The sequence below is a fragment of the Bacillus alveayuensis genome, assembly GCA_030812955.1.
Taxonomy (GTDB): Bacteria; Bacillota; Bacilli; order Bacillales; family Aeribacillaceae; genus Bacillus_CB; species Bacillus_CB alveayuensis.
Genome location: JAUSTR010000011.1, coordinates 50,789 through 67,843, shown reverse-complemented (window position 1 = coordinate 67,843; position 17,055 = coordinate 50,789). Strand labels below are relative to the sequence as shown.

Annotated in this window: 16 protein-coding genes, 1 rRNA gene and 1 riboswitch; of the genes, 15 read left to right on the top strand and 2 right to left on the bottom strand. The window is 39.2% G+C overall.

Annotation, left to right across the window (positions count from 1 at the left end; genetic code table 11):
• Positions 1–280 precede the first annotated feature (280 nt).
• Both rrf and J2S06_RS11555 read left to right on the top strand, forming a co-directional pair.
• Positions 281–394, top strand: a 5S ribosomal RNA gene (gene rrf, locus J2S06_RS11560).
• 456 nt (positions 395–850) lie between these two features.
• Complete coding sequence (locus tag J2S06_RS11555) at positions 851–2,329, top strand: aldehyde dehydrogenase family protein (protein ID WP_419152386.1); 1,479 nt, start codon at positions 851–853, stop codon at positions 2,327–2,329.
• 431 nt (positions 2,330–2,760) lie between these two features.
• Here the strand turns inward: J2S06_RS11555 and J2S06_RS11550 are convergent, their stop codons facing one another.
• Entirely contained in the window at positions 2,761–3,084 is a 324-nt protein-coding gene (locus J2S06_RS11550) for a hypothetical protein (RefSeq protein ID WP_419152385.1), read from the bottom strand.
• A 391-nt stretch (positions 3,085–3,475) separates the two neighbouring features.
• On the opposite strand from J2S06_RS11550, the gene J2S06_RS11545 reads away from it, so the two are divergent.
• From J2S06_RS11545 to purD, 13 genes are all read left to right on the top strand, one after another.
• Positions 3,476–3,676, top strand: coding sequence for an NETI motif-containing protein (locus tag J2S06_RS11545; protein WP_419152384.1), 201 nt, complete (start codon positions 3,476–3,478; stop codon positions 3,674–3,676).
• A gap of 85 nt (positions 3,677–3,761) precedes the next feature.
• Positions 3,762–3,863: riboswitch (purine riboswitch) on the top strand.
• A gap of 225 nt (positions 3,864–4,088) precedes the next feature.
• On the top strand, positions 4,089–4,577 hold the full coding sequence (gene purE, locus J2S06_RS11540) for a 5-(carboxyamino)imidazole ribonucleotide mutase (RefSeq protein ID WP_044894278.1): 489 nt from the start codon (positions 4,089–4,091) through the stop codon (positions 4,575–4,577).
• Positions 4,561–5,691 carry a 5-(carboxyamino)imidazole ribonucleotide synthase gene (gene purK, locus J2S06_RS11535; protein WP_419152383.1) on the top strand — a complete coding sequence of 377 codons (1,131 nt, stop codon included), beginning with the start codon at positions 4,561–4,563 and terminating at the stop codon, positions 5,689–5,691. Before purE ends, purK begins: the two co-directional genes overlap by 17 nt.
• 23 nt (positions 5,692–5,714) lie before the next feature.
• Entirely contained in the window at positions 5,715–7,013 is a 1,299-nt protein-coding gene (purB, locus tag J2S06_RS11530; protein ID WP_044894276.1) for an adenylosuccinate lyase, read from the top strand.
• Between the two features lie 74 nt (positions 7,014–7,087).
• Entirely contained in the window at positions 7,088–7,819 is a 732-nt protein-coding gene (gene purC / locus J2S06_RS11525) for a phosphoribosylaminoimidazolesuccinocarboxamide synthase (RefSeq protein WP_419152382.1), read from the top strand.
• Positions 7,807–8,061 (top strand): phosphoribosylformylglycinamidine synthase subunit PurS, encoded by a 255-nt coding sequence (gene purS, locus J2S06_RS11520; RefSeq protein WP_044894274.1) that lies wholly within the window; start codon positions 7,807–7,809, stop codon positions 8,059–8,061. Before purC ends, purS begins: the two co-directional genes overlap by 13 nt.
• Positions 8,058–8,741, top strand: coding sequence for a phosphoribosylformylglycinamidine synthase subunit PurQ (gene purQ / locus J2S06_RS11515; protein WP_419152381.1), 684 nt, complete (start codon positions 8,058–8,060; stop codon positions 8,739–8,741). The genes purS and purQ overlap by 4 nt, the downstream gene beginning before the upstream one ends.
• Positions 8,725–10,953 (top strand): phosphoribosylformylglycinamidine synthase subunit PurL, encoded by a 2,229-nt coding sequence (gene purL / locus J2S06_RS11510; protein ID WP_044894272.1) that lies wholly within the window; start codon positions 8,725–8,727, stop codon positions 10,951–10,953. The genes purQ and purL overlap by 17 nt, the downstream gene beginning before the upstream one ends.
• Positions 10,929–12,341, top strand: coding sequence for an amidophosphoribosyltransferase (gene purF, locus J2S06_RS11505; protein WP_419152380.1), 1,413 nt, complete (start codon positions 10,929–10,931; stop codon positions 12,339–12,341). Before purL ends, purF begins: the two co-directional genes overlap by 25 nt.
• A gap of 48 nt (positions 12,342–12,389) precedes the next feature.
• Positions 12,390–13,430 carry a phosphoribosylformylglycinamidine cyclo-ligase gene (gene purM, locus J2S06_RS11500; RefSeq protein ID WP_419152379.1) on the top strand — a complete coding sequence of 347 codons (1,041 nt, stop codon included), beginning with the start codon at positions 12,390–12,392 and terminating at the stop codon, positions 13,428–13,430.
• Positions 13,427–13,999 carry a phosphoribosylglycinamide formyltransferase gene (purN, locus tag J2S06_RS11495; protein WP_044894269.1) on the top strand — a complete coding sequence of 191 codons (573 nt, stop codon included), beginning with the start codon at positions 13,427–13,429 and terminating at the stop codon, positions 13,997–13,999. Before purM ends, purN begins: the two co-directional genes overlap by 4 nt.
• A 9-nt stretch (positions 14,000–14,008) precedes the next feature.
• Positions 14,009–15,547, top strand: a complete 1,539-nt coding sequence (purH, locus tag J2S06_RS11490; RefSeq protein WP_419152378.1) for a bifunctional phosphoribosylaminoimidazolecarboxamide formyltransferase/IMP cyclohydrolase — start codon at positions 14,009–14,011, stop codon at positions 15,545–15,547.
• A gap of 30 nt (positions 15,548–15,577) precedes the next feature.
• Positions 15,578–16,837, top strand: a complete 1,260-nt coding sequence (purD, locus tag J2S06_RS11485; RefSeq protein WP_044894267.1) for a phosphoribosylamine--glycine ligase — start codon at positions 15,578–15,580, stop codon at positions 16,835–16,837.
• Here the strand turns inward: purD and J2S06_RS11480 are convergent.
• Positions 16,834–16,944: an EYxxD motif small membrane protein gene (locus J2S06_RS11480; RefSeq protein WP_419152377.1), complete on the bottom strand. Its 111-nt coding sequence runs from the start codon at positions 16,942–16,944 to the stop codon at positions 16,834–16,836. The two genes, purD and J2S06_RS11480, sit on opposite strands and share 4 nt — an antisense overlap.
• Positions 16,945–17,055: the final 111 nt, after the last annotated feature.

Below are 17,055 nucleotides of genomic sequence, written 5' to 3'. Positions count from 1 at the left end.
AGCAGGACCGAAGCGACACAAGAGGCTAGGCGCTGGAGCTGGACAAAAGCGGAAGCGTATTTCAGTGAATGACGCGTTATCTAGTTTTGAGAGAACAATTTATTTATTCATTGTCTCTCAATGTGGATGAAACATGAACATCTCAACCTTTCGAGGGTTGGGAGAAACGAGGAGTTCGAGGAAGCGAGTAGAAATCACCGGAGTGTACATCCATAGTACATGAGGATGATTTCAAACGAAGCTGACAAAGAAATCCGACGTTTATCACAAGCCGATCATGTCTGGTGGCGATAGCGAAGAGGACACACCCGTTCCCATACCGAACACGGAAGTTAAGCTCTTCAGCGCCGATGGTAGTTGGGGATTTCCCTGCGAGAGTAGGACGCTGCCAGGCACCATAAAAAGAGTAGCAAAGAAGCTACTCTTTTTTCATTGTTTTGGAAATTATAAAATTACTACTTGTGGACAACATTGTTCATCGTTGGTTTTTTGTCTAGCTCCGGGCGTTAGCAGCTAGCCAACTTCCCATTTCATCTGTACGATAAGTCAACATCGACTCAATGATCGCCTGAGTTTCCTTTATCTCCTACTGAAAGGTCTTAGTTTGTACGCCGCTTTAGCGAACGCCCTGTGCTTTTGTTCTGTAAATAATTAAAGATATGAATAAATATTTAAAAATAAAAAAGCAAAATATCTAAACAAAATATTCCGAATTTATATTAAATTTAAAAATGTAAGCGTTTACAGATTGTTTTGATGGGAATATGGCTGTTAACATAAGCTGCTGTTACTTATGGTAAAGGGAAACCTTTTCGAGTGAACTTGGAAATTTTATTAGGAGGAATGGCGAATGTCAGAAGTCAAAACAGTTGAAAAATTTTCTGAATGGAAAAAGATGCCTATTGGTGGTGTGTGGAAATTTGGATCTAGCGCTAGAGAATGTGTGGTGACCAATCCATACAATAATGAAGTGCTTGTCACCTTTAACTATGCAAGTAAAGAAGATATTAATGAAGCGTATGAAACAGCACAAAGAGCACAAAAGAGCTGGGGGCAAACTTCTGCATATGAACGTATTCGTGTATTAGAAAAAGCTGCTCAACTTATCGAGGAAAAGAGAGAAGAGATTGTTGAAATTCTTGTAAAAGAATCTGGAAGTACAAAATTAAAAGCGAATGTTGAGGTTGATTGTACCATTGCGGATGTAAAGGAAGCAGCAAAATATCCATTGCAAATGGAAGGTTCTATTCGTGAATCTCTCATTCCTGGAAAAGAAAACCGTGTGTATCGTGACCCAATTGGTGTCGTAGGAGCCATTACGCCTTGGAATTGGCCATTTTATTTAACTATGCGTGTCGTTGCACCAGCTATTGCAACTGGGAATGGTGTTGTATTGAAACCAGATTTTCAAACACCTATTTCCGGAGGACTCATGATCGCGAAAATTTTTGAAGAAGCTGGGCTTCCACAAGGTGTGTTGAATGTAACGGTAGCGGATCTTGAAGATATCGGTGATTACTTTGTCGAGCACCCTATTCCTGAAGTTATTTCTTTTACAGGGTCAACAAAAGCAGGGCAACATGTTGGATCGTTAGCTGTAAAACACCTTAAAAAACCAGCGCTTGAATTAGGGGGAAATAATGCCTTTATTGTCCTTGATGATGCTGATGTTGATCAGGCAGTATCTGCAGCAGCATTTGGTAAATATATGCATTCAGGTCAAATATGTATCGCAATCAATCGCATTATTATCGATCGAAAACTTTATGAACCGTTTGTGGAAAAATTCAAAGAAGCCACTCAGTCTGTAAAAGTTGGAGATCCATTTGAAGATGACACGGTTATTGGCCCAATGATTAATAGAAAACAAGTTGATAGAGCCATTGAGTTAGTAGAACAAACACTTAAAGAAGGGGCTACATTAATTCAAGAAGGGAAAGTGGAAGGTAATTTCATTTCCCCATATATTCTTGGAGATGTGACAAATGATATGGCAGCTGCAAAAAATGAAGTATTTGCACCTATTGCTGTCATTATCCCAGTTGAAAATGAAGAAGAAGCAATAGAGGTAGCCAATGGAACTCCTTTTGGGTTAAGTGGAGCTGTCTTCTCTAGTTCATTAGAAAGAGGAGTTCAGGTCGCCAGAAAAATTAAAACTGGCATGATTCATGTGAATGATCAAACAATAAATGTAGAACCGAATGTTCCGTTTGGTGGAGAAAAATATTCTGGATTAGGACGTTATTGTGGTGAGTGGGCTATTGATGAATTTACAACAGTAAAATGGGTTTCTGTTCAAAAACAACCTCGCCAATATCCATTTTCGTAATGAAGAATTTTTTAGTTACGGAAAGTCTTTTTAAACCAACAAGAGATAGACAATGACATTTCTTATTTTCTATTTAATAGGTTCGAGAAGGAAAAGGCTGGCTCAAAAGATCATCGAAAATGATCTTTCTGAGCCAGCTGATGTTTTGTTGTTGAGATTAAGACCATTTGTGTATGTGCAATAGATCTAAAGTTCCCATATATTAATGGTTTTTGGTGCGAGTTGTAGGGTGTATGGATTGGCAGTTCGTATTTTTAAATAGTGAAATTATTTTTGATCACTTTTTCACGTTGTAAGACGAATTGTAGTTGAGCTAGGTGAAAGTCTAATGTTTGATTTTCCGTACGACCATAAACAGGTTCCCCTTAATCATAAGTAATGAAGAATAAAAGCCACTATGTTTCAAAAATTCCGCTCGTATAGGAATGAACTCATTTTGTTTGCTTAAAGTCGATTTCTTTTGTTTGCCATGCATTTAACCATTTTATTTTTCTAGTTTTAACAACGTTCCCGCAGAATATGAAAAACAAAGTAAGCCATATTAACATGAGAAAAAAGAATGCAATTGAAGCAATAGATGGTACAAAAGGCAATATGATTGCTGTCGTCATGATAAATGTCCCGATGGCAAGGTTAAACGATACGGCTTTCAATAAGTCTCCTTCAGGAAGTACAATTGCTCCACCAGCTAATGTGATCAGTAAACAGATCCCGCCTAGAATAATTCCTAAACTCCCTATCATGAATTTCGTCAAACGCTAAAAACGTTTATCCATTCTAAAACTAGTGTATCAAATCAAATCTTTTTTTATTTATTAAGTCATCAAAACAAGGAGGAAGACCAACAAATACTCCAAGATTTCCAACAGCTACTCTTTCAACTATCCGTCAATTGGATCAAATCAGGGCAAGAAGGTGGCATTATCCCTGGTGAATTAGATGCTTATAAAGTTTCAGCATTTTTCACAATCTTAGGGTATGGAATGAGAGTTCAATCAATGATTTCCAAAGGCCGAGAGTTGCTTCCATTAGAAGATGTTTTCGAACTGATGAAACAAACTCTATCTAAAAACAGTATAAATTTCTAATCGTTTTACAAGAAAAAGAACGAATAGACATGCTGCAACATGGAGGGAGTTAGAAACGATGACGAAAAAAACGAAAAAGCGCAAATATGAAGTTTCCGAGAACGAAACAATCACCGATTGCTTAGAGAGAATGAAAAAAGATGGGTATATACCTGTCAGAAGAGTGGAAGAGCCTATTTTTAAAGAAGAAATCATAAACGGTAAAAAAGAGATTATTCCTTGTGGAAAAAAGACAATTTTTGAAGGAAAGCTAACCTAAAGACGAACATTGATAAAACAAAAATAAATATTGTTCGATTTTATCGTTGACAGATATTTAACATCATTGTTAATATGAAGATGAACAAAATTATAAACCAGTACCTCATATAATCTTGGGAATATGGCCCAAAAGTCTCTACCCGACGACCGTAAATCGTTGGACTATGAGGGAAAGTAATAAATTATACCAGTCATTGAGCATTGATAGGTGTTCTATGCCCGGTTTGTATTACTTTCCATGATTATGAGGGAAAAATACAGAGCGGGCATTTACTATTTTTAAACACTTTTGCAAACTAAAAGGATTTTACCCCTTAAATGTCCGTTCTGTTCAAAAAAACATTGTATGAAAGCAATCAGTTTTTTTTCATATATTTAAAACTGGAATTAATTGTTAAAGGGGGAACAACATGAAGCCAATCGTTGGCGTCATTATGGGAAGTACGTCAGACTGGGAGACAATGAAGCATGCATGTGAAGTGTTAGATTCGTTGGACATATCATATGAGAAAAAAGTCGTTTCTGCACACCGAACTCCTGACTGGATGTTTGAATATGCGGAAACGGCTCGGGATCGTGGTTTAAAGGTTATCATTGCAGGAGCAGGAGGAGCAGCTCATTTACCAGGTATGGTTGCAGCGAAAACCACTCTTCCTGTAATAGGAGTTCCGGTGAAATCAAGTACGTTAAATGGACTCGATTCGTTATTATCGATAGTACAAATGCCAGGCGGAGTTCCAGTTGCGACTGTTGCGATTGGAAAAGCAGGGGCCAAAAATGCGGGATTGTTAGCGGCACAAATTTTGTCTATAACAGATGAAAAAATTCAAAAGAAGCTAGAGGAACAGAGAGAAAAAACGAAGGAAACCGTTTTAGAAAGCAGTGATCAACTTGTATAAAACGATTTTGCCAGGGCAAACAATTGGAATCATCGGCGGGGGGCAGCTTGGTCGTTTTATGGCGATTGCCGCAAAAAACATGGGATATAACGTAGCTGTATTAGATCCAACACCAAATTGCCCGTGTGGCCAAGTAAGCGACATAGAAATTACGGCATCCTATGACGATTTAGATGCTATACAAAAGCTTGCGGAAATTAGTGATGTAATTACGTATGAATTTGAAAATATCGATTATCAAGCATTAAATTGGCTTGAAGAGCATGCTTATTTGCCACAAGGCAGCAAACTATTGTCCATTACACAAGATCGCAAAATGGAAAAAGAAGGAATTGAACAAGCTGGTGCGAAAGTCGCTCTATATAAAGTCGTTGAAACAGAACAGCAATTACAAGAAGGGATCGAAGAAATAGGGCTGCCTTGTGTTCTTAAAACTTGTCGTGGCGGATATGATGGCAAAGGACAATGGGTGATTAAAGCTTTCGATGATGCGAAACAAGCGAAAGTGTTATTACAACAAGGACGATGTGTTCTAGAAAAATGGATCCCTTTTGAAAAGGAGATTTCCGTTATTGTTACGAGAAGTGTGAAAGGGGAAATGACAACGTTTCCTGTTGCTGAAAACATTCATGTTCACAACATTCTTCATGAAAGTATTGTTCCTGCAAGAATATCAAATTCTTTAAAAGAAAAGGCAAAAAATTTGGCTATTATGGTTGCTGAAAATTTAGGTCTCATTGGAACATTAGCGGTTGAAATGTTTGTAACAAATGACGACATTTATATTAATGAATTAGCCCCTCGTCCACATAATTCTGGACATTATACGATGGATTTATGCCAAACATCACAATTTGAGCAACATGTTCGAGCTATTTGTGGTCTGCCGTTAGCCCCAACATCCATGCTGCACGAAGGCGTCATGGTCAACATATTAGGTCAGCATATCGAACGGGTGATGAAAGAGGACGATATACTGCGAAAAGGAAAACTATATTTGTACGGTAAAAAAGAAGCAAAAGAAAATCGGAAAATGGGACATATCACCTTTTTTACAACAGAGATTGAAGATGTATTACAAGTAATAGATGAGTCAAATATTTGGGGGAAATAAAGATCGGAGGTATTTAAAAAGAGATGATCGAACGTTATACAAGACCGGAAATGGGTGCGATTTGGACAGAGGAAAATCGCTTTAAAGCTTGGCTTGAGGTGGAAATTTTAGCTTGTGAAGCATGGGCAGAATTGGGAGTCATTCCTAAAGAAGACGTCAAAAAAATACGAGAAAAGGCGTCCTTTAATATCGAGCGTATTAAAGAAATTGAAGAAGAAACAAGACATGATGTAGTGGCTTTTACCCGTGCGGTATCAGAGACGTTAGGGGAAGAAAGAAAGTGGGTGCACTACGGCTTAACGTCAACAGATGTAGTAGATACGGCTTTATCTTATTTATTAAAGCAAGCAAATGAAATTTTGCTGAAAGACATTGAAAACTTTATAGAAATCTTGAAAAACAAGGCGATTGAACATAAATATACGGTCATGATGGGACGTACACATGGGGTCCATGCTGAGCCGACAACATTTGGCTTAAAGATGGCACTATGGTATGAAGAAATGAAAAGAAATTTAGAACGTTTTAAACGAGCAAAAGAAGGCATTGAAGTTGGGAAAATTTCCGGAGCTGTTGGAACATATGCCAACATCGATCCGTTTGTTGAAAAATATGTTTGCGAAAAGCTTGGCTTAAAGCCTGCCCCAATTTCCACGCAAACTTTACAACGGGACCGTCATGCTGATTATGTCGGTACACTTGCATTAATTGCGACTTCCATAGAGAAATTTGCGGTTGAAATTCGTGGTTTGCAAAAGAGTGAAACACGTGAAGTGGAGGAATTTTTTGCGAAAGGGCAAAAAGGGTCTTCAGCAATGCCGCATAAGCGAAATCCAATTGGCTCTGAAAATATGACTGGTATGGCTAGAGTCGTTCGCGGCATGATGTTAACAGCCTATGAAAATGTGCCTCTATGGCATGAACGCGACATTTCGCATTCATCTGCAGAGCGCATTATTTTACCAGATGTAACGATTGCCTTGAACTATATGCTTAACCGCTTTGGGAATATTGTTAAAAATTTAACGGTATTCCCAGAAAACATGAAGAGAAATATGGACAAAACGTTAGGCCTAATTTATTCACAGCGTGTACTTTTAGCCCTTATTAATACGGGTATGACGCGTGAAGAAGCGTATGATTTAGTACAGCCAAAGGCAATGGAGGCTTGGGAGCGTCAAGTACCGTTCCGTGAACTCATAGAGGCAGAAGAGAAAATTACTTCGCGGCTAACAAAAGAACAAATTGATGACTGCTTTGACTATCAATATCATTTGAAAAATGTTGATGTGATTTTCGAACGCTGCGGCTTAACAGAATAAAGGTAAGGTAAGAGTCCTTACCTCTTTTCATGAAATAAATTTCTTAATATTCCGTATTTGGGAGGCGCTCTGTCATGAACATTCAAAAAGGGCCGTTATTATATGAAGGAAAAGCAAAAAAAATTTATCAAACTAATGAAAACGATGTTTTATACGTCGTTTATAAAGATTCAGCAACCGCCTTTAATGGTGAGAAAAAAGCGGAGATTAACGGGAAAGGCATTTTAAACAATGAAATTTCCAGTCTACTATTTGAAATGCTCAAGGAAAAAGGGATTCCTACCCACTTTATTCAACGTATTTCGTCTCGTGAGCAATTAGTAAAGCGAGTATCCATTATTCCGTTAGAAGTTGTCGTTCGCAATGTTGTAGCCGGAAGTTTATCAAAGCGTCTTGGACTTAAAGAAGGAATAGAGATCAAAAAGCCTATTATTGAGTACTACTATAAAAACGATGATTTAGGAGATCCGTTTATTAATCAAGCTCATATCGAGTTATTAGAAATTGCGACAAAGGAACAATTAGCGAAAATGGAAGAAATCGCTTTAAAGGTCAATGATATTTTAACGAAATATTTTGCGGAGCGGGAAGTAAGGCTAATAGATTTTAAATTGGAATTTGGTGTAGCAGAAGACGGAACGATTCTTTTAGCAGATGAGATCTCCCCAGATACGTGCCGTCTTTGGGATGCGAAAACAAATGAAAAGCTCGATAAAGATGTGTTCAGACGTGATATTGGCAATTTAACAGATGCTTATACGGAAATTTTAAAACGATTAGGAGGTACAGTTCCATGTACAAAGTAAAAGTATATGTAACATTACGTGAAAGTGTATTAGATCCACAAGGAAATGCTGTGAAAAGCTCATTACATTCACTAGGGTTTGAGGAAGTTCAAGATGTACGAATCGGAAAGTACATGGAACTATTAATCGAAAAATCAGACCGCAACATCGATGAAATTGTAAAAGAAATGTGTGAGAAGCTTTTAGCTAATCCAGTGATTGAAGACTACCGTTATGAATTAGAGGAGGTAGTCACAAAGTGAAGTTTGCGGTTCTAGTGTTTCCAGGGTCCAATTGTGATGTCGATATGTATCATGCGATTAAAGATGAGCTAGGCGAAGAAGTAGAATACGTTTGGCATGATGCGACGGATTTAAGCCGTTTTGAGGGGATTTTATTGCCAGGCGGTTTTTCTTATGGAGACTATTTACGTTCTGGAGCCATTGCCCAGTTTGCGAATGTCATGAAAGAAGTCGTGAAAGCGGCAAATGAAGGGAAGCCAATACTCGGTGTTTGCAACGGATTTCAAATATTATTAGAAGCAGGCCTTTTACCAGGAGCCATGCGTCGAAATCAAAACTTAAAATTTATATGTAGACCTGTAAAATTAAGTGTTGAAAATAATCAAACGATGTTTACAACAGAGTATGAACAAGGAGAACGGATTACCATTCCGATTGCACATGGTGAAGGAAACTATTATTGTGATGAGGAAACTTTACAAAAATTAATCGAAAATAACCAAATAGTGTTTACGTATGAAAACAATCCGAATGGAAGTTTACGAGATATTGCCGGTATTATCAATGAGCGTGGCAACGTATTAGGTATGATGCCTCATCCAGAGCGAGCAGTAAGTGAGCTTTTAGGAAGTGCCGATGGTTTAAAATTATTCAAATCAATCGTAAAAAATTGGAGGGAAGCTCATGTCACTCATGCTTGAACCAAGTCCAGAAATGATTAAACAAGAGAAATTATATCAACAAATGGGAGTTAGTGATGACGAGTTCTCCCTCATTGAAAACATATTAGGACGCCTCCCGAATTATACGGAAATTGGAATTTTTTCAGTCATGTGGTCTGAGCACTGCAGCTATAAAAATTCAAAGCCTGTATTAAAGAAGTTTCCAACTACAGGCGAACGTGTATTACAAGGACCTGGTGAAGGGGCCGGAATTGTTGATATAGGCGATGACCAAGCAGTAGTTTTTAAAATTGAAAGCCATAACCATCCGTCAGCTATTGAACCATATCAAGGGGCTGCGACAGGGGTTGGCGGTATCATTCGTGATGTGTTCTCGATGGGAGCTCGTCCTATCGCTCTATTAAACTCGTTGCGCTTCGGTGAATTAACATCACCTCGTGTGAAATATTTGTTTGAAGAAGTGGTGGCTGGTATTGCCGGATATGGAAACTGTATCGGTATTCCAACAGTAGGTGGAGAAGTTCAGTTTGATCCATCCTATGAAGGCAATCCACTTGTAAATGCGATGTGTGTCGGCTTAATTAATCATGAAGACATTAAAAAAGGGCAAGCAAAAGGTGTCGGTAATACCGTTATGTATGTCGGTGCGAAAACAGGACGTGATGGCATACATGGCGCCACCTTCGCTTCAGAAGAACTAACAGATGAATCGGATGAAAAGCGTCCAGCTGTACAAGTAGGAGATCCATTTATGGAAAAGCTGCTGCTTGAAGCATGCCTTGAGGTTATTCAATCAGATGCACTAGTAGGCATTCAAGATATGGGGGCGGCAGGTCTTACAAGTTCGTCTTCTGAAATGGCAAGTAAAGCAGGTTCAGGAATTGAAATGAATCTTGATTTAGTCCCACAGCGTGAAGAAGGAATGACTCCGTATGAAATGATGCTCTCTGAATCTCAAGAACGGATGCTTCTAGTCATTAAAAAAGGGCGTGAACAAGAGGTCATCGATTTATTTAAAAAATATGGACTTGAAGCAGTGGCGATTGGAAAAGTAACAGATGATAAAATGCTTCGTCTTTTCCATAAAGGAGAAGTTGTCGCCGAAATTCCAGTAGATGCTTTAGCAGAAGAGGCACCTGTTTATCATAAACCTTCTAGTGAACCAAAATATTATCGTGAATTTCAAGAGATGGAAAATTATATTCCGGAAGTTTCAGACTATAAGAAAACATTAGTGGACTTATTGAAACAACCAACCATTGCTAGCAAAGAATGGGTCTATGATCAATATGACTACATGGTGCGTACGAATACCGTTGTAGCTCCAGGATCAGATGCAGCGGTGTTGAGAATTCGTGGCACGAACAAAGCACTTGCCATGACCACAGACTGCAATTCACGATATGTTTATTTAGATCCAGAAATAGGTGGGAAAATCGCTGTTGCCGAAGCGGCGCGAAACATTGTTTGTTCTGGTGCAATACCACTTGCGATTACAGATTGTTTAAATTTTGGAAGCCCAGAAAAGCCAGATATTTTTTGGCAGCTAGAAAAAGCCGTTGATGGAATGAGTGAAGCGTGCCGCATGTTGAATACGCCAGTGATTGGCGGCAACGTCTCTTTATATAATGAAACAAACGGTACAGCTGTTTACCCAACACCTGTTGTAGGAATGGTTGGTTTAATTGAAGATATGGCTCATATCACAACACAGCATTTCAAAAATGAAGGAGATCTTATTTATTTAATAGGTGAGGCAAAGCAAGAGTTTGCTGGAAGCGAGCTGCAAAAACTATTAGAAGGAAAGATTTTTGGCAAAGCTCCTTCTATTGATCTAAATGTTGAAATGAGCCGTTTAGAGCAAATATTAACAGCGATTAAAAAAGGATTGATTCAATCAGCGCATGATGTATCGGAAGGCGGTCTTTCCGTTGCTTTAGCTGAATGCTTAATGGGGTCAAACACACTTGGTGTCGATGTCGTCTTAAGTGGTGACAAGCTGGCACAATTATTTAGCGAAACGCAATCAAGATTCATTGTGTCCGTAAAAGAAGAAAACAAAGAACAGTTTGAACAATTCGTAGAGGCAACACTTATTGGGAAAGTGACGAACAGTGGAGAACTACTTATTAAGCACGAATCGGGAGAAGAGCTCATCAAGGCATCTATTGACGAGCTTACACGTGCATGGAAAGGAGCTATCCCATGCTTGCTGAAATCAAGGGGTTAAATGAAGAATGTGGAGTATTTGGGATTTGGGGGCATCCCGATGCCGCCCAAATCACCTACTATGGATTGCATAGCTTACAGCATCGCGGTCAAGAAGGAGCAGGCATTGTTGTTACAAATGGCGAGACATTAACAGGGCATAAAGGGTTAGGCCTTGTGACAGAAGTCTTCGGGCAAGGACAACTATATGAATTACAAGGCAGAGCAGCGATTGGACATGTTCGCTATGCAACTGCAGGTGGTGGGGGATATGCGAATGTTCAACCTCTTTTATTTCGTTCGCAAAATGGTAGCCTTGCCTTAGCGCATAACGGTAATTTAGTCAATGCTTCTGGGCTTAAGCACCAGCTTGAAAATCAAGGAAGTATTTTCCAAACAACTTCTGATACGGAAGTACTTGCCCATTTAATCAAACGAAGCGGTTTTTTTTCATTAAAAGATAAAGTGAAAAATGCCTTGCAAATGATTAAAGGCGCTTATGCTTTTCTAATCATGACGGAAACAGAATTAATGGTTGCTTTAGATCCTCATGGTCTTCGTCCCTTATCGATTGCACGTCTTAGCGATGCATATGTCGTCGCATCAGAAACTTGCGCATTTGATGTCATTGGTGCGGAGTATGAACGAGATGTTGAGCCAGGCGAGCTTTTGATTATAAGCGATGAAGGTTTAATAAGTGAACGTTTTTCGAAAAATATCAATCGGGCCATTTGTACGATGGAATACATTTATTTTTCAAGGCCAGATAGCAACATTGAAGGCATTAATGTTCATACAGCAAGAAAAAACCTTGGGAAAAGGCTAGCGCTTGAATCACCAGTTGAAGCCGATGTTGTAACAGGTGTACCAGATTCTAGCATTTCTGCAGCAATCGGGTATGCTGAAGCATCAGGAATTCCTTATGAATTAGGATTAATTAAAAATCGATACGTAGGCCGCACGTTTATTCAACCTTCGCAGTCGCTTCGTGAGCAAGGAGTGAAAATGAAGCTTTCACCTGTCCGCAAAGTGGTTGAGGGGAAACGAGTTGTGATGGTTGATGACTCGATCGTTCGAGGTACAACGTCTAAACGAATTGTTAAAATGCTTCGGGAGGCAGGAGCAACAGAGGTTCATGTTCGAATCAGTTCACCACCGATCTCTAACCCTTGCTTTTACGGAATTGACACATCGACACATGAAGAATTAATTGCCTCCTCACATACTATTGAAGAAATTCGTCAAGCCATTGGTGCTGATAGCCTTGCTTTTTTAAGCCAAGAAGGACTATTAGAAGGAATTGGACGTACATCCGACGGAGAGTTTCGAGGACAATGTATGGCGTGCTTTACTGGGAAATATCCAACCGATATATATGAAGATACCGTTCTACCACATGAAAAAGGTTAAGGATGAATGATTAAGCTCTGACTTTTTAGGGCTTCAAGGAGGAGTATTATGTCCAAGGTGTATAAAGATGCTGGAGTTGATATCCATGCCGGCTATGAAGCAGTTTCCCGAATGAAAAAGCATGTAGCGAAAACGAATCGTGCAGGTGTAATCGGTGGACTTGGCGGATTTGGCGGTATGTTTGATTTGTCTGCTCTTGACTATAAAGAGCCAGTACTAGTTTCAGGTACCGATGGGGTAGGAACGAAGCTGAAGCTAGCTTTTATGATGGACAAACACGACACGATTGGTATTGATGCTGTTGCAATGTGTGTTAATGATATTTTAGCTCAAGGGGCAGAACCTTTGTTTTTCCTCGATTACTTAGGGGTTGGAAAAGCTGTTCCTGAAAAAATCGAACAAATTGTTAAAGGTGTTGCGGATGGTTGTGAAGAAGCGGGATGTGCGTTAATTGGCGGGGAAACCGCTGAGATGCCAGGTGTTTATGATGAAGAGGAATATGATATTGCCGGCTTTGCTGTTGGTGCTGTTGAGAAATCGAAAATGGTAACGGGAGAGAATATCAAGGAAGGCGATGTCCTCATTGGTCTAGCATCAAACGGGATTCATAGCAATGGCTTTTCTCTCGTTCGTAAAATTTTATTGGAACAGCATCAATTAAACTTACATGAACGCTATGAACCATTGACGGAGACGCTTGGTGAGGAGCTCTTGAAACCAACGAAAATATATGTACGTGCGGTGTTAAACGTTTTGAAAAAGTATGAAATTCGAGGAATGGCCCATATTACAGGCGGCGGTTTTTTTGAAAACATTCCGAGAATGCTGAAAGAAGGGCTAGGAGCAGAAATTGATTTCGGGTCTTGGCCGATTCCTTCTATTTTTACGTTTTTACAAGAAAAAGGAAACCTTTCACAAAAAGATATGTTTGAAGTGTTTAATATGGGAATTGGCTACGTTCTTGTCGTGGAAGATCGTGTATTAAATGATGTCATTCGAGTGCTGGAAGGAAGCGGAGAAAAAGCTTATATTATCGGACGAATTCAAAAAGGCCATGGCATCACGTTTGGTGGGGGCAAATTAGAATGAAAAAAATTGCAGTATTCGCATCTGGAAACGGGTCCAATTTTCAATCCATTGTCGATTATATAAAAGAAGGAAAATTGAAAGCACACTTAGCGTTATTAGTATGTGATAAGCCAGGAGCAAAAGTAATTGAACGTGCTAAAAACGCCCAAATACCTTCTTTTGTATTTAATCCAAAAAGTTATGAAAGCAAAGAGCATTTTGAAAAAGATATATTACAACAATTAATAGAATATGAGATCGATTTAATTGTTTTAGCAGGGTATATGAGATTAATTGGGCCTACATTACTTCAACCATATCAAGGAAAGATCATGAATATTCACCCATCATTGCTTCCATCTTTTCCTGGTAAAAATGCCATTGAACAAGCATTGGAAGCAGGGGTGAAAATTACTGGGGTTACGATCCATTATGTTGATGAAGGAATGGATACAGGCCCTATTATTGCACAAAGAGCTGTTGAAATATCAGAAGTAGATAATGCTGAAACATTGGCTCAAAAAATACATCAAGTGGAACATACTTTTTATCCTGAAATCATTCAACAATGGATAAACGAAAACAAATGAGGTGAAATAATGGCAATCAAACGTGCGCTCGTTAGTGTTTCAAATAAAGAAAATATTGTCCCGTTTGTGAAAGAGCTAGTTGGGCTAGGGATTGAAGTAATCTCAACAGGCGGTACGAAAAAGCTGTTGGAGGAAAATGAAGTAAATGTCATTGGTATTTCAGAGGTAACTGGTTTTCCAGAAATTATGGATGGCCGTGTAAAAACGTTGCATCCTGCTATTCACGGAGGGTTATTAGCTGTACGTAATAATGAAAAGCATATGCAGCAGCTTGCCGAAAATAACATTCAAACGATCGATTTAGTCGTTGTCAATTTATATCCTTTTAAAGAAACGATTTCAAAAGAGGATGTCGCATTCCAAGAGGCGATTGAAAATATTGATATAGGCGGCCCAGCGATGCTTAGGGCATCTGCGAAAAATCATCAAGATGTTGTCGTCGTTGTTGATCCAGCTGATTATGAAACCGTTTTGCAAGAACTAAAAGAAAAGAAAGAAGTAAGCCAAGAATTGAAAATGAAGCTTGCCGCAAAAGTATTCCGTCATACAGCAGCATACGATGCTCTAATAGCAGAATATTTAACAAAGCAAAATGCTGAAGAAGATCCGGAAAGCATTACGGTTACCTTTGAGAAAAAACAATCGTTGCGTTATGGGGAAAATCCTCATCAAAAAGCAACATTTTATCAAAAACCAATCAGACCTAAAAGATCCATTGCAGAAGCTAAGCAATTGCACGGAAAAGAGCTTTCTTATAACAACATAAAAGATGCTGATGCAGCACTGCAAATTGTCAAAGAGTTTTCGGATCCAGCCGCAGTTGCTGTCAAGCATACGAACCCATGCGGTGTTGGAACAGGTGAAACCATTTTAGAAGCTTATACGAGAGCGTATGAAGCTGATCCAACGTCTATCTTCGGTGGTATTGTTGCCTTAAATCGTGAAGTCGATCAAGCGACTGCTGAAAAAATGCATGAAATTTTCTTAGAAATCATTATCGCTCCATCCTTCAGTGAGGAAGCGTTAAAGATTTTAACAAGCAAGAAAAATTTACGGCTTTTAACGATTGATGTAAATGCCCCTTCTTTACCTGAAAAGCAGCTGACATCTGTACATGGCGGCTTACTTGTTCAAGATGAAGATCGTTTTACATTAGATGATGCTGAAATCCATATTCCTACAAAGCGCGAACCAAGTGAGGAAGAATGGAAAGACTTAAAGCTTGCTTGGAAAGTTGTTAAGCATGTCAAATCAAATGCCATCGTGCTCGCCAAAGATGAAATGACGATTGGCATTGGTGCAGGACAGATGAACCGTGTTGGTGCTGCCAAAATCGCCATTGAACAGGCTGGAGAAAAATCAAAAGGTGCAGCCCTTGCATCAGATGCCTTTTTCCCAATGCCAGATACAGTGGAAGAAGCTGCAAAAGCAGGTGTTACGGCAATTATTCAACCGGGCGGCTCTATTCGTGATGAAGATTCAATTAAAAAAGCGGATGAATATGGAATCGCCATGGTCTTTACAGGTGTACGCCATTTTAAACATTAATATATTTGATAGAAAAAGGGGGTGTCTTTCATGAACGTTTTCATTATCGGTAAAGGAGGACGAGAACACGCTATTGCTTGGAAGGCTGCACAAAGCGCACTCGTTGACAAAGTGTATGTTGCACCGGGAAATGACGGAATGAAATCGATTGCGACAACAGTTCAAATATCAGAAAACGATACAGAACAGCTCATTCAATTTGCCAAACGGGAAAATATTGATTTAACCATTGTTGGACCTGAGGTGCCGCTCATAAATGGAGTTGTCAATGCGTTTCAAAAGGAAGGTTTGACGATATTTGGCCCGACAAAAGAAGCAGCTGAGATTGAAGGAAGTAAAGCCTTTGCGAAAGATTTAATGAAAAAATATAACATTCCAACTGCCAAATATGAAACATTTACAAGCTTTGAACAGGCGAAACAATATGTCGAGGAACAAGGCGCTCCAATTGTGATTAAAGCAGATGGTTTAGCAGCAGGTAAAGGGGTAGTCGTTGCGGCGACAAAAGAAGAAGCGATTGAAACATTATATGATTATTTAGAAAAAGATAAATTTGGGGAAGCGAGTCAAAAGGTTGTAATTGAAGAATTTTTAACAGGGGAAGAATTTTCGCTTATGGCCTTTGTGAATGGGGAAAAGGTTTATCCGATGGTTATTGCCCAAGACCATAAACGTGCATTCGAAGGTGACAAAGGGCCAAATACTGGGGGAATGGGCGCCTATTCTCCTGTGCCGCAAATTTCACAAGAGATCGTGGGTGAGGCGATCGAAACTATTTTAAAGCCTGTTGCTAAAGCATTGAAGTTGGAAGGGAGACCTTTTACCGGTATTTTATACGCTGGATTAATTGATACAACAGACGGGCCAAAGGTCATTGAATTTAATGCGCGTTTTGGCGATCCTGAAACACAAGTTGTTTTACCGCGTCTCCAATCGGACCTTATCCAAGTATTGCTAAGCGTGCTAAAGGAAGAACCGGTTGCGCTTAAGTGGGATGACAAAGCTGTTTTAGGGGTTGTGGTTGCTTCGGAAGGTTATCCAGGAAGTTATAAAAAAGGAATTCCATTAGGCAAACTGGAACCATCGCAGCAGGATCACTTAATCTTTCATGCGGGAACAAAAGAGGAAAACGGCCAATTCCTTTCTGACGGAGGCCGTGTATACCTTGTAGCTTCCTTTGGTAAGACGTTAAAAGAGGCGCAAGAAAACGTGTATAAGGAAATGGATCAATTTCCAATGGACGGATTATTTTACAGAAAAGATATCGGTTACCGTGCTTTATCCGATTAACTTTCAGAGCCTCTCTTTTTTCGTATAAATACAAACAGTAAAGCAACAATGCTTCCGATTAATATAGCGAGGACAAAGGACATATCGGTTAAATATTCCCAAATCATCTGAACAACTCCTTTTATTATAAAGATTAGGAACTTCTGCTAAAAAACGCCACATCGTGTGGCAACGCTTAAAGTTAGAACATCCAAAGTATGTAGGGGCTGTCAAAAAGG